This window comes from Nonomuraea mesophila, assembly GCF_004352805.1.
Lineage (GTDB): Bacteria > Actinomycetota > Actinomycetes > Streptosporangiales > Streptosporangiaceae > Nonomuraea > Nonomuraea longispora.
In genome coordinates this window covers 1-13,563 of record NZ_SMLD01000117.1, presented here as the reverse complement: position 1 = coordinate 13,563, position 13,563 = coordinate 1, and the positions used below count along the sequence as shown (strand labels likewise).

At 62.4% G+C, this 13,563-nt stretch carries 11 protein-coding genes; 8 read left to right on the top strand and 3 right to left on the bottom strand.

Annotated features, from left to right (window positions below):
- Positions 1–49 precede the first annotated feature (49 nt).
- Entirely contained in the window at positions 50–1,342 is a 1,293-nt protein-coding gene (locus E1295_RS33235; RefSeq protein WP_246080634.1) for an MFS transporter, read from the top strand.
- A 437-nt stretch (positions 1,343–1,779) separates the two neighbouring features.
- Positions 1,780–2,175 carry a DUF6463 family protein gene (locus E1295_RS33230; protein ID WP_425465375.1) on the top strand — a complete coding sequence of 132 codons (396 nt, stop codon included), beginning with the start codon at positions 1,780–1,782 and terminating at the stop codon, positions 2,173–2,175.
- Positions 2,176–2,517: 342 nt separating this feature from the next.
- Here the strand turns inward: E1295_RS33230 and E1295_RS33225 are convergent, their stop codons facing one another.
- Complete coding sequence (locus tag E1295_RS33225) at positions 2,518–3,297, bottom strand: type I restriction enzyme HsdR N-terminal domain-containing protein (protein WP_132636666.1); 780 nt, start codon at positions 3,295–3,297, stop codon at positions 2,518–2,520.
- A gap of 828 nt (positions 3,298–4,125) precedes the next feature.
- Here E1295_RS33225 and E1295_RS33220 point away from each other — a divergent pair.
- The 3 genes from E1295_RS33220 to E1295_RS33210 are packed head-to-tail and all read left to right on the top strand — an operon-like array spanning position 4,126 to position 7,677.
- Entirely contained in the window at positions 4,126–4,737 is a 612-nt protein-coding gene (locus E1295_RS33220) for a toll/interleukin-1 receptor domain-containing protein (RefSeq protein WP_132636664.1), read from the top strand.
- Between the two features lie 2 nt (positions 4,738–4,739).
- Positions 4,740–6,647, top strand: coding sequence for a hypothetical protein (locus E1295_RS33215; RefSeq protein ID WP_132636662.1), 1,908 nt, complete (start codon positions 4,740–4,742; stop codon positions 6,645–6,647).
- Positions 6,648–6,666: 19 nt separating this feature from the next.
- Positions 6,667–7,677 (top strand): hypothetical protein, encoded by a 1,011-nt coding sequence (locus tag E1295_RS33210; protein WP_132636660.1) that lies wholly within the window; start codon positions 6,667–6,669, stop codon positions 7,675–7,677.
- Between the two features lie 10 nt (positions 7,678–7,687).
- Here E1295_RS33210 and E1295_RS33205 read toward each other — a convergent pair whose 3' ends face one another.
- A complete protein-coding gene (locus E1295_RS33205) occupies positions 7,688–8,746 on the bottom strand; it encodes a hypothetical protein (protein ID WP_132636658.1) in 1,059 nt (352 codons plus the stop codon).
- A gap of 441 nt (positions 8,747–9,187) precedes the next feature.
- The gene (locus E1295_RS33200; RefSeq protein ID WP_132636656.1) at positions 9,188–10,114 is read right to left on the bottom strand and encodes a hypothetical protein; all 927 of its coding nucleotides are present in this window, start codon (positions 10,112–10,114) and stop codon (positions 9,188–9,190) included.
- Positions 10,115–10,293: 179 nt separating this feature from the next.
- Here E1295_RS33200 and E1295_RS33195 point away from each other — a divergent pair, with 179 nt between their 5' ends.
- The 3 genes from E1295_RS33195 (at position 10,294) to E1295_RS33185 (ending at position 12,473) form a co-directional block, all read left to right on the top strand.
- On the top strand, positions 10,294–10,692 hold the full coding sequence (locus E1295_RS33195) for a hypothetical protein (protein ID WP_132636654.1): 399 nt from the start codon (positions 10,294–10,296) through the stop codon (positions 10,690–10,692).
- A 25-nt stretch (positions 10,693–10,717) separates the two neighbouring features.
- The gene (locus E1295_RS33190) at positions 10,718–11,008 is read left to right on the top strand and encodes a hypothetical protein (protein ID WP_132636652.1); all 291 of its coding nucleotides are present in this window, start codon (positions 10,718–10,720) and stop codon (positions 11,006–11,008) included.
- A 289-nt stretch (positions 11,009–11,297) separates the two neighbouring features.
- Positions 11,298–12,473: a hypothetical protein gene (locus E1295_RS33185; RefSeq protein WP_132636650.1), complete on the top strand. Its 1,176-nt coding sequence runs from the start codon at positions 11,298–11,300 to the stop codon at positions 12,471–12,473.
- Positions 12,474–13,563: the final 1,090 nt, after the last annotated feature.

Here is a 13,563-nt window from a genome sequence, read left to right as displayed (position 1 = left end):
GCTCGCGGCTGCCAGGCACTTCCACCGCCACATCAAGGGAGATCGGCCCGTGACAGAGATCGTCCCCCTGCGCAGGAACGCGCGCTTCCAGTGGTTGTGGCTCGGCAGCGCGGTGTCCCGGCTGGGGTCGGAGTTCACCAGGCTGGCCATGCCGCTGCTGGTGCTCGCGCTCACCGGCTCACCCGGGCTGGCGGGCATCGTCGCCGGGGCTCGTACCGTCGCGTTCCTGCTGATCCAGATACCGGCAGGCGTCTGGGTGGATCGGTGGGACCGCCGCCGTACGCTGGTGACCGCCCAGAGCCTCCAGGCGGTCGTCTCAGCGCTGCTGGCCGCACTGATCCTCACCGACCAGGTACAGATCTGGCACTTCGTCGCGCTGGCGGTGCTCGACGCGCTCTGCGCCGCGTTCATCGAGCCTGTCCGGGACACCGCCATTCGCGGCATCGTCCCCACCAGCCAGCTGCACGGCGCCTACGCCCAGGAGGAGTCCCGCACACATGCCGCCGGGCTGATCGGCCCTCCGCTCGGCGGCCTGCTGTACGGCCTGGGACGGGCGGTGCCCTTCCTCGTCGAGACCCTCACCTTCCTTGCCGCCACGCTCTTCTACACCCTCGCGAAGGTCCCACGCCGCCCGTCGGACCCGTCACCAACCGCCACACGAGAGGACAGCGAGGGGCGTGGCATGCGCCGCGAAGCAGCCGAGGCCCTCACGTGGCTGTGGCACCGGCGGGGCCTGCGGGAGGTCACCGCGGCGGTGATGGTCCTCAACCTGCTGGGCGGGGCGTTCCTGATACCTCTCATCGTGCTGGTCGGCGAACGCGGCGGCAGTGCCCTCACCACCGGCACGGTCCTGGCCGGCCTCGGCATCGGCGGACTGGCCGGGGCGCTGCTGTCAGGCCGCATCAGCAAACTCCTGCCGCCCGGCAGACTGGTGCCGGCCGTCCTGACCATCTTCGGCGCCGCACTGGCCGCCACGGCGCTGCCATGGGGAGCGTGGTGGCCCATGGTGCCCTTGATCTTCATCACCCTGTCGACACCCTCGCTGAACGTCGTGATGAACGTGGTGATCGCACGAATGGTGCCCGAAGCGATGCTCGGCCGGATGGGCGCGGTCCTCAGCATGGGCGGCATGGCGCTCAAACCCTTCGGCCCGGTTCTGGGCGGAACACTGGCTGCGGCACTGGGCGGCGCCGCGACGCTCGTCATCCTGGGCGGGCTACTCGGCCTGACCGCCGCCGCAGCCACGCTCAGCAGAGAACTGCGCCACTTCACCGGGCACGTCTCCCCTGCCACAGACGACGCTCTCCAACCGGAGGCAAGGCCCGGGCATGCGCCCGAATAGGCACATATAGCCCTCTTCCGTCGATCCGTACCAGCCCACGCAGCGAGTAATCAGCCACCACTGCCCGCCGGCCGTCAGTCGTTCGACCGTTCGAACCTAGTCGGGTGGCCTTCGAGATGGCTCCCAGCAATGCGCTTGCCAGTGCGCCCGTGAGTTGCCGATACTCGTCGTGGTGATCCGTCGGCGAGCCCGCCCGCGTACCTGCTTGGTGAGCCGTACGGCAACGCGTCAGGGCACTGGCGCGGCGATGGTGTCTTGGAAGTCGGGCGGATCACCAACCGCGTTCAGGCACTGAGCCGTGGTCGCTCCGCCTTCGACGACCCTGTGCCACTCCCCGGAGCGAGGGAGCGACATCCCGCCGCGGGGGGAATCACACCGGACCGCGGCCGGAGAAGCTGGCAACCATGAGTACTACACCTGCGGCCCACCCACCTGCATTGTCCGCGCCCCCGAGTCGGCTCACCATCTGGGCCGGCCGAACCATGATTCTGATCGCTGTGGCGCACACCGCCGTGTTCGCCCGCCTCGCTCCCTGGTCCAGCTGGCTCGCCGGGGACCTCCGCAACCGTGCCGCGGACAGCGACTCGGTGGCAACGTTCTGGGCCCTGCCCGGTGGATTCGTCGTAGTACTGGTGCTGCTGGGGCTACTGGTGACGCGGGCGGGGCGGCAGGGACAACACGTCCCCGCGTATGTCGGCTGGGTGATTCTCGCCTGGGGAGCGCTGGCCGTCAGCCTGATCGGACCGAGCGGTTTCCTTCTCACCGTCGTCCCTGCCGGCCTGCTCATCGCGGCGAACATCACCGCCAGCCGACGCGCCCGCACGTCGACCTAAGCAGGCCTCACCGGTCGAGCAGGCCTCCGACTTCTTCGCCCAGGCGGTGGCCTCCTGTCAGCAAGATCGGGATATGGTCCTCACAAACGCGAAGCCCCTGAACCGGAAACACCAAATCAGAGGCTTCATGTTGCAGAGCCGACGAGGGGAATCGGACCCCTGACCTTCTGTTCACAAGGGACTTCGAGACTGTCCACTGGTGTCCACCGCCGTCACGGACACCTGCTCGGGAGCCCTTCTGGAGCGTTCCCACTCCAGAAACATCCAGGGTTGTCCAGAGCGGTTGTTAGCATCCGCGTTAGCAAGATCACTGGCCTCGACGCCTCGCTGTCAGAGCACGCCTCACAGCAAGGTCTCTGGCCGAAGTACCTCACTGCGCAGGATGCGATGGATCTCGCCGACATCAGCATTATGGTTCGTCTGACGCCGCAGCTCCTTGCGCACGGCGTCGGTCACCACGTCGGATAGGAGTACCTGGGCCAGAGACTTCGGCGACGTGGCGGCGCGGGCCCTCCACAGGTCATCGATGAGGCGACGTTTGAACGCTTCCTTGGTCAGGTAGAAGAGCGCGTCCGTTTTGGCGCTCAAGCCGGCTTCACTGAGCAGGTCCACTTCAAGGGCCAGGTCGATGACCACGGGGAGGCCGGCAGTCATGTGATATGCCTGCCACACTTGGCCGTTGGAAAGGATCATCCACTCAACACCCTCGTTCACGGCGTACATCTGCACCTGCCGCAGATGCTTGGCGTTGAGCTTCTGGCTGCAACGCTTCACCTCGATGAAGGCGACGAGTTGCTTGTCGATGCGGATGCCGTAGTCAGCGAACTCACCCTTGACCTGGTACTCCGTAGTGAGGTCGTCATACTTGTCGTAGCCGAGTCCTGCGCATAGGAAGTCGGTGATGAGCAGACGTGTGTCCCCTTCATTAGCATCACGCGCTATGAGATCGGTTAGCGGCTTGGAATAGCGCCGTATCGCTGCTCGAACGCGGTCCCGCGCATCTGCCTCCCACTTCGGAACCGCCCGCGTCCCCGCCGGCTTCCTTGTCGGAGGGCTTACGACTTCCCTGGAGGCCTCACTCTGCTCGTTACCGACGATCGCCTGTGCGGCCTGTTCGCTCATGGCATCCACCTGCGCATCTAGTAGGGACAAGGCAGGCTAAGCCATGTGGAAGATCAACACATTGCGTCATCGGGATCGATACGGAAACGACTTCCATAGCGCCACTCTGAATATCCGACCAAAGCGACACATGTGGCACAAAATACCTCGGCGACCACTCCGCCGACCGGCAGAATACGGATTCCAATCGATCGACCGTGAAACCCAAATAGGAGAATGCGGCTGTCCGTTTCTCGGGCGGATCATCATCCCACTCGACGAATTGAGGCTGGTGCGTCCACGGGGGTGGTGTACGGGTTTGGCCTGGTCACAGGCGTGCGTGTGGGAGGTGGCGCGAATGTGGCTCAGCCTGGTGACACTGCAGTCACCTCGGCCTCTTTACCCGATGCCGGAACCCGATGAGGGGCAGCCTCGACGTCGATTGCCCGAGCCGCGGACAGTGCGACCCGAAGTGGGGGATCACCGCGATCTTTGACCACTTCGATGCGAAGCCACTTGTCCGTGATCGCCAGCAGGGCGAATATGGCTTGTGACCTGCGTAGGAAGTCTCCAAGAGTCCGTGAACGTCCGAGCTCGTACACCTCGATCGTCACTCAGTATGTCACTCAGGAAGCACACCTGCCCGGCCGTCAGCCGATGCGCATCGGTCGTACGCCCGTCCAGCCGCACCGACAACTCGTGGTTGGGGTCGCTGGGCGAGACGATCACGCTGCCTGTCTGAACACACGCCTGCCAACTTTTCAAGTCGGCGTCTAGTTCTTGTCATTCTCCGCGACTGTGTCAGACTCCTTTGTGTTATCGCCACCCGGGTGACCAGGGAGCACATTTGTGCATGACATCTTTATCAATTTTCGGTCCGACGACACGGCAGGCATCGCCACCTTGCTAGATCGCGAGTTATCTCGGCGATTCGGGTTAGAATCTCTCTTCTTCGCACCCAGATCAATCGAAGCAGGCCAACGCTTTTCCGAAGCCATCCTGACCGCGGTCAGGCAGAGTGGCGCCCTCCTCGCACTCATAGGTCCATACTGGCTCGCTGGAAGGTCGGCAGATGGTCGCGGTCTTCACAACGAATGGGACTGGGTCCGCCGTGAGATCATCGAGGCGCTCATCAGCCAAGTGCGGGTGATTCCCGTTCTCGTAGGCCGGAAAACGCCGTCGCTGCGGCCTAGCGACCTCCCGGAGGAACTTGCGATTCTGGCCAAGTTCCAGCATCGCCGCCTGGATCCTAACGACCCTGGGCCCGGTTTAACGCGAATCGGGGATGACCTGGCGAAACTCTTCCCGCATCTGCCCAACCATGACGCGTCAGAAGCGCAGCCTAACCGCCATCCTCCTCAGACCGGAACGATCGTGTACCGCCCTACAGGCCCTGTACACACTGGCAGCGGCAATCAGCACAACACCTTCCCCACTACCGGCAGCCACGAGAGAGGATGATCATGGAGGGTATCGACACGGTCGTCCTCACTCCGAGCGGGCCAACTCACACTGGTCCCGGTTCCCAGTACAACAACTACGCCCCTACCTACGTCAACGATCCACGCAGTCGCCGCCCCGTCCGTTCATCTCGCGCTGCGATTGGGAACTACCTGCAATGGCTACACCCGAGGTTCATCGAACCGGCCGGTTACTCCAAAGCCATGAGTCGCCTGCAAGAGGGAAACGCGGTCCTCTTGACCGGTGCGAGTGGTAGTGGTCGGCGCAGCGCAGGTCAGATGCTGTTGCATCGCCTACCAGGCGCCGAAGGACCGTTCACACAAATCTCTTTTTCCCCAGCAGACGATCGCGAGGAGCCCGAGCTGGAGCTAGCATCCGGCTACCGCGTATTGATTGATCTTTCCTCCACATCTGACGAGCTGTATTTCTTGGCACGCGAGCGGCTCGAGTACTTCCACGCGGTCGTCTGCGAGCGTCACGCCTTCTTGATAGCAGTGGTCCCTGACGATTTCGAAGGGCTGCTCCACGGTGAACTCGCCCGGTTAGTGGTCCCCATCGGCAAACCTTCGGGCCAGGTGGTGCTCCATCAGCATCTGACCCTGGCTGGAATCAAAACCCCTTCCGAGTTCGACCATCCGGAGTTGCTCGACAAATCGATGGGAGACATCAGAAAGATCTCTCAACTGGTCATTGAGGGAGACTTCCTTAGGTCTGGCAGTCTTCAAGACATGATTGCCCAGGCGATCGAGGCTATCTCTACCCCAGCTGGGAATCTGTCCGCCATGGTGGCCGAGTTACCTGGAACAGGCCGCGCTCTGCTGCTTTCTGCAGCCATGTTGAACGGCGCGAGCGTGGACGCTCTCCACAGCGCGGCTCAGGCTCTACAGAAAGTGGCCGGGCTTCCTGAGGATGACACTCCAGTCCTCGAACGAGCGGGACTGTCAGAGGAGCTGGGCAAGCTGACGAACGTCGCCGCCGACACCGACGGCCGGATCCACTTCTCCCGGCTCGGATACGACGGAGTGGTTCGTACCCATTTCTGGACCGACCGTCCCGACATGCGCGTGATCCTGCGGGACTGGATTGGGCAGGTGGTCGAGTCAACAGGCCTAGGTGCGGGCGACCGAGATAGAGTCATCACCCGCTTCACGGAACAGGCGTTACGGACGGGCCGGCCCGATGACCTGATCCATCTGGCGCAAGTCTGGACCAACCGCGGAACACCCGCGGAGCGCTGGCCGGACGCGGTGAGGATACTCCAGCTCGGTCTAGAGGACCAGCGACACGGGGCGGTTTTCCGACAAAAGATCATCAGCTGGGCCAAAGAGCCTCGGCTCCCGTTCGAGCGTGGCCAAGTTCTCGTAGAAGTTTGCGCGGATGTGCTCGTTCAGAGTGATCCCATGAGCGCGCTGATTCGCCTGCGGCATCTCGCACGGCAGGAGGATCGGAGGACCTCCAGCGCCGCTCGCGAGGTTCTCACTCGGCTGGCAGAGGAAAACCTTTGGTTCTGCCGGCATCTTCTCAAACGGCTGATCACAAGGCTGGAGTCGACCGATGCACCCAGACGGGTGGACTTCGAACTTTTCCTCCATATCTCGGGCCCGGAACGGCCCGCCTCCTGCCTGATCACCCGCGACCTTTGGCCGTTGCTGCTGCAAGGATGGAAATTGGTCATGGCGCGTGGGGAGCAGCCTGTATGGGAGCCAACCGTCCGGAGATGGCTCACGGGCGTCACCGACGGCCGACTCTCCGAGGACACCCTGACGATGCTTCTGGATGCGGCCACGGGGTCCGACAGCCTGCTGAGCAGGCTCTATGTCATCGCCCTCAGGTGGGCCCGTGGAAGCGAGGCAAGTTCGGCGCTCGCCGAGAGGTTCTGTCGGCGTATCGATGACCGGCAGGGCCTGTGACCACACCTAGAAGGGGCTCATGAACAGAACCGGCCTGCTAGGTGCCGTCGTGGCCGTCGGCATTGGCTTGATGGCGATCGCTTTGCTCGGTGACTGGCCTGTCTGGCTTCGGCTGTTACTCCTGGTCGCGCTGGCCATCTGCGCCGTCGCGGTCTGGCTCGTTGTGCCGCACTCGGCTCCCCGGTATAGAGCCGAAGAAATCGACGAGCCGCCCACCTACCATCGGACATCGACGGGCGAAGTCCTCCTGCCGAGCACCGCCGCTGGCTACACGTTTCGGTTCTCTGCAACTGTGCAGTGGTCCAGCACGTCCGCCAGTTATCACTCCAATCTGTCGGTCCTGGCGGTTGACGCCATTATCAGCCGAGCCCGGTCCATTGTCCTTAGAGAGCCGCCTGCGCTGGTCTCGCTCCTGTCGAAGCAACTCGACGCGGCCTTGAGCGTGCCGCGGCTGGATAGTTCCGGTCAGGTGGAGGCGGTGGCCGGGGAGGTTACCCTCGCCTTGCCGGACGAGGACGTGAAGCGACTCGACCGGATCGCCGAGCTCCGCAAGCAAGAGGAGCTCTGGGAGAACGAGCGGCGATACCAAAAGAACCTGCGAAAGTATCTGGGAGAGGATGTCTTCAAGTCCCCGGGCAGCGCGGTCATCTGGTGGCTGGCCACTAAAGAGGATCGCCTCAAAGAAGCCGAAAGCCTCATCGGCACCCTGACTCGGCTATCGGCCGCAGCCAACGATGAAAAGGCGGTCATCGAAGAGTTCCTCCCCCGTCAGAACGGTGAGGTCTTCCGGGAGCCAGAGCCGAACCCTATCGAGGAGGCCAGCGGGTGCCTCAGAAGACTGATGGAACGGATAGACCTTCCGCCAGACAGCGACCAAGGGATCCAGTTCGTCCACCGAGTTGCAAATGACATGACCGCAGCAAGCCGTCCCGAGCATGCTCAGACGATTCTTCGAGAATTCGGGATCGAGTTCAACTACTCAGACACCGCACCGCTCAACGAGGACTCAGAGCCCGAAGGTGAACCGTGACGCCCTCTCATCACGGTTTGGGCGGCTGACCGAGGCTCGAAGCGAAAGAGACATCCTGCGCGCGCAGCCTGTTGTACACGGCGTCGAAGGTGAGCCCTGAGATGAAGCCCACGGGTAGGACAAAAAAGAGGAGCCGGCGCGATGCCTCAGTGGTGAGAACGTCGGGGGTCGTTGTGAGCTGAGCGGAGAGGAAGAGCAATGTAGTTACGACACCAGCGACCGTCCCGAGCATCACGGTCCGTCCCCAGCGTGGGGTGTCGTCGAAAGCGTTTCGCATGATCGCGCCGCAAGCCCCGGCCAGAAGAGGTGCACCCACCAGAGCGGAGATCCCCAAGGCAGTGCCCGGAGGTTCCGCGTAAGAGATCGGGATGGCGGTCAAGGCCAAGAGCAGCAGAATGAAGCCAACGATGAGGCCCACGGTCTCGCGTCTGCCAGCCCGCCGTTGGTCATCCTCCGCCTGGCGGTGCCGGTCAGCGAGCAGGTCGTGCTGGCGTCTCAACGATGCCACCAGCCTCGACGCCGAGCCAGCGGTCCACGCCGCTGCCATGGAGGAGATGTCCTCGTCGTCAACGAGCTGGTGCTCTCCATGTAGGCGACGCCACACTCGCTGTGCCGCGCCGCCCATTGCTGCCAGGGCGATGATAGGAATGCCGCGCGAGATGGCGATCAACCCAGCTGTAAACGCCGACCGCCCACCACCGATGACCACCAAGCCGTCGACCGCAAGCAAGGCCCGGTAGTATCCGACCTCCCAGTCGGCGCCGGGGTCAGGACGCACGTCGAAACACTCCCGGAACTCGCTCGCCTCAGCGAAATCCGAATCCTTGCCGAACCGGCCATGAACCACCACCGATTGCGCCGCCGCACGGCCCGACGCGAGATAACCCTTAACCACAGTCTTCTCGATGAAATCCGGCCGACTGGAAAAAACTGCGATCCGAAAGCCGCTGATCGCCAGCTCTTGTCCAAGGGTTTCTGCCGCCGAAATAACCATCTCCGCATCCGAAATCTGCGGGTCATATTCGCGTTGCGGTGAAGCGCTGCCGACTATCGCAATTAAAGGACCCATGAGCTCTCTCGGCGAGAAGGTAGCAGTTGTAACGCACAGTATATCGAGTCGGGTATTCGGAGAAAATAGGCTATGAGCTGGCTGTCCGGCATGCCAGAGCTTGTCGTTATCCTGCAGGCAGCCTGGCAGATGTTGCCGACGGGTAGATCAACAACTTCAACAGTGATCCATTAGGGGGCATCTATTTTGCCTGGTGAGGTGGTATGGACGGGTCGAATCCCCGACCTTCCGCTCTTGACGGTCTCAGCTCCGCCGGCACCTCGATCAGCCACCCCATTCAGTGGCAAGGACCGACGAAGTCGGTCCGCGGCAGCCGATCGCCCCCGCCGTCTACGACGCTTACCGAAGTCAGCGATCGTGACGGCCGCACATTTGCGTGTGCGCGCAGCGCATGGCTCACCCGCGTGGCTCCTTCCTTACCTTGGCGACGGACGTCGGTCTTCATACGCTGAGCTGTGGTCTCGGCGGCTTCGACGACCGGCCATACAGCTCCTGGTAGACCTCGCGTAGTTCGACGGCTTCGGCGAGACCCTGCTCCTCGATGCCCGTGATGACCTCCTTGGCCCGCCAGTAGTTCGAGGGGACGAGCAGGCCGCTCATGACCGCTTGGAGGGTGATGTAACCGGCCTCTCCCGGCTCGTCCGTAGCGAGCAGGGCCAGTGCCAGATCGAGACGAGCGGAGGCGGCCCTGCGGGGGCGCGGTCCGCCGTCCTCGGTGGACTCCAATCGTGCGAAGACCTGCCGTGCGTAGTCCACCGCCGCGGGATCGCCCAGCCATGAGAGCGTCGTCGCGGTGTAGGCCTCGCTTTTGGCGGGGTCGTACCGGAAGTGGTGCTCTGGCCGGTCCGGCATGGGCATAGGAGAGACCATCTGGTGAATCCGATTGAGCGCAGCCCTGGTCTCGATTCCCTTCCCCATCCGCGCCCACGCCCGGCCTTCCTGCCCCGTCGCCTGGATGTAGGCCGAGCTCCTGCGAGGGGCGACGTCTTGCGCTCCCTGGGAGAGGATCATGGCGTGCTGGTACTCCCCCTCGGTGAGAGCCTGCCACGCCTCTGTTTCCAGGCACCAGGCCCTTATCTCGGGGTGCTCAGCGTGGTCGGCCAACTGGCCGGCGGTACGCAGGCGCGCTGCGGCGGCGTCGCTAGCCTCCGCCCGGCGGGCTAGCTCGATCGCGTCGATTTCGTCGCTGAGGTACGTCTCTTCGTCAACATCGTTGAAGAGGGCGTGTTCGCTCAACCCATACACGCGGCAGTACAGCTCGGCGTACTCATCGTCCGGCCGATGCTTACCGCACTCGTGATCCCGGATCCTGCGGACCATGCTCTCGGGCTCGGGCAGAACCCTGTCAGAGACCCGGGACAGTTGCACCGCGAGATCCCGCTGAGACCATCCTCGCCTGGTCCGCTCGGTGCGTAGCCGACCGGCCCAGGCCGGAACCTTGCTCATCGCGCGCACACCTCCGGGGGACGGGCGGACACAGGCGGATAGCTGGGTGCGCCTCCAGTGTCCTCTCCCGCAGTCGTACCACGAGTGACTGTGATGGAACCGTGCACTGGGACACGAACAACCACCCCGCGATGACCGACGCCGAACTGCACGCGCTCATCCAGAGTGCCGACCCGAACGTCCACCAGGTCATCGCCGACGCTGCCCTCGTACTGGACCTGCGCGGCCGCCAGCTCTCGGTGCTCCGCAACACCTATCCAGGCTGGGACATCGACTACCAGAGCGATGCGTTCGGGCGAGTGTGGTGGACGGCTGAGCTCCGTCGGACGCTCACCCTGGAGATGGCGACGGCGGGCGTCATGCGGTCTGTTCGGCAGGAGGACGCCATCGCGCTCGCTTCCACGCTGGCCTGGCAGTCCGCTCTCTTGCACAACATCGCTCTCGCAGAAGGCCGCCACACGCCACGCCCACCGGCGACACCGCATGACCACCGGCCCTAATCGCTGCAACGACTGCGGCCAGGACGTGATCGAGGTTTACCTCTTCGATCACGGCCGCCTCCAAATCGACCTCGATCCCAAGCCGGTCGTCGGCGGCGATTACACATTCTGGAACCCCACCTATGGGAACGGCCAGCACTGGCGTGCCACCTACCGTCCCGCCAAGGTATCTCCACCGCTGAACATGCCCGAGCAGGACGCCCAGCAGTGGGACGGAGAGAAAGCCGCGAACGAACGCTCATGGTTTGTGCAGCATATATGCGGGATGACGGCCACACAGATCGTCCAGGAGCGGCACCGAAAGAAGGGTGCATAGATCGCTCCGCCTGGCGATCCGCAGCGGGCTCGATGCAGATGCTGACCTCAACTCTATGACTTCAACCCCAGAAGCGACCAGCTGTCTCGCCCGGTGACAAGGATCGACGAAGTCGGTCCGCGGCAGCCGATCGCTCAAGCCGCCCATGGCGAGTACCGAAGTCGTGCAGAGATCTGGAGGAGGCACCGATCGCTAAATATCAGCGCTACGATCCGGACTCGAACTAGTATGACTCGCGGCCACAACGCTGGACTGGCGAGCGGTAGCTAGATCGACCTTGCGAGGACACTTGACCATCAAACTTGTATTTCCAGAGCCCGAACATCCTAGACTAAGCCCACTCGGAAATACAGAACCGGGCGCAAACTGGTATCTCCAATCCACCCGAGATGAAGCCAGATTGGCAAGACAAGCAGTCAACTCGTCATACGCCAGATTCCCCGACAAAGGCGATGCACTACTAGATAAACTACGCAGCCCCAATGAGATATTTCACACACAGGCACTAGACGAACTAGGAGTTCATGAGCTAATCAACAGGAATGTTGTAGCGAAATACGAGGAACGACTTGGCAGCCCCGATTTCTCTATCTATCGAGATGGAACCTATGTTTGCGGAATAGAAGTAGCCTCTATCCTCCTACGAGACGACTGGGCCGCCGAGCAATATAAACATGGTCGCATTGCGGATAAGCTCAACGCGGAACTACTGTTGGATCGCTGGTTCCTGAGCTTTGAGATAGTGTCGTGGCCAAGCAATCGCGAACCTCCGCTCGGCCGCCTCGTGGATTGGGTCCGCACTGAGCTTGCCCGACTTCCAACGGATCTCGCAATAGACCCTCAACACTACACGCCACCAGAAGCCACATACCGCAGCAAAGGCGTGGAGCTGCGCTTCCAATTTTTCCCGAGGAAGACTGATGCTCCAGAGCGTCCCGATGGGCGAATCGTAGGAACGGGGCCAATGATCGGCGGATTCGTAGACTCGAAAGTTCGACTACGGGACCGGCTGCGCAAGAAAGGCGGGAGTCGCTATGACCTGCAAGGGGCGCCTTTTGCCATCTTCATCGGCCTACAGGACCCCTTCTGCACCCTTGATCAAATAATAGATGCGCTATACGGCACCGAACAGATTGTTGTGCCGATAGGCCCCAGGCCTATATCCGATGAGAGCATCACTTTCCGCAGGGCAAGCGACGGATTTTTCGGGCTTTCCAAAGAACGGCCAGAGGGCAAGAACCGGAGAGTCTCGGCAATATTTGCGGGACGGTTCGCATGGCATCGCCCCGAATCTCTTAGGTCCAATGCGATCAGGTTTGACAATCCATTTGCTTCAACTCCGTTTCCGTCTGACATAATCTCGGTGGAGCATACCTTCTCGAAAGTGGACCACGGAAGCAACTCATCCAGCATGGAGTGGATGCCCAATACTCCTTTGCAGGACGGAACCCGGCCTTTCAGTTAAGTGACTCGTAGCCGCTTTGGGTTATTACAGATGGCTGACGTGCGCGACATCCTGTGCGACCTGCGCTTCTGCTTGCCCTGATCATCTCGCACGCCGTCGACTCACCACGGAGCGACAGGGAGCCGGGCGATGGAATATCAAGCTGGGATTCGCGTGTACATCCGCTGCTCGCCGTTCCTCTCGATCATGTCATCCTGCATCAAAGCCGGGCGTAATACGGAGGAGCGGTCTGCTGCGCGTGCCTGAGTTGAGGGAGTGCGGGGCGGTCAGTGAGCTTGTTCCGATCCGACGGACACATCGATGTGGTGTTCAGACCGCGTAGGTAGTCTCGTGGTCCGCATTAGGCGCGCCCTGCTGGCGTTGTCTTCGGTCGCCTGTGCGTCGTCTGCCTGCGTCCGGTTGCGCGGCGGGGTGGCCGGGCGGGACCGGCCCGGAGAGGCCGCACGCCCGCCCGGACCGCCCGGCCGCCCGCCGCCCGCCGGGCGGCGGCTTGAAACCGTAGAGAAAGTTCTCATCCACGAACGCATGACGTCTATGTGATCTTGATGCTCTCGAAACCGTAGAGAAAGTTCTCATCCACGAACGCATGACGTCTATGTGATCTTAATGCTCTCGCCAGGGCTCGTCCGCGGTACTCAGTTGTTCCACCTCTAACCAGCTACGCACTGATGGCATGATCACAGGTGGACGCGGTCTGGTGATGCGCTGACCCAAGGTGGTCGAGATGGTGGGATACCCAAGATTCGGCGTGTTGCTGGCGAGATTGGCCAGCCACCGAGGCCTGAGCCTCGATGACCTGGCCCATTTATCCGAGGTCCCTGAGGCCAAGCTGCAGGAGGTGTATGACGGCGCAGAGCCTGGTCGAGAGCTGCTCCTACGGCTTGCACCGACGCTTGGCTGGCATGAGGTGGACGTTTTCGCGCTTGCGGCGATGCCTGCACCCGACGAACTCACGCCCTTGGAGAGAAATAGTCAATACCTGTGGATCAAGATCTTTTATGCGGCTATTGACCGCTCCTCGATGGCCAGTGATTCCTCGGGCCGCTCGACGAGCTTGCCCTTGACGAAGGTCGCCCCGGCGCGGACCAGG

Excerpts from the sequence above, each read along its gene's own strand:
- E1295_RS33225 (WP_132636666.1), bottom strand. The coding sequence starts at position 3,297 with ATGAGCGAACAGGCCGCACAGGCGATCGTCGGTAACGAGCAGAGTGAG.
- E1295_RS33215 (WP_132636662.1), top strand. The coding sequence starts at position 4,740 with ATGGAGGGTATCGACACGGTCGTCCTCACTCCGAGCGGGCCAACTCAC.
- E1295_RS33210 (WP_132636660.1), top strand. The coding sequence starts at position 6,667 with ATGAACAGAACCGGCCTGCTAGGTGCCGTCGTGGCCGTCGGCATTGGC.
- E1295_RS33205 (WP_132636658.1), bottom strand. The coding sequence starts at position 8,746 with ATGGGTCCTTTAATTGCGATAGTCGGCAGCGCTTCACCGCAACGCGAA.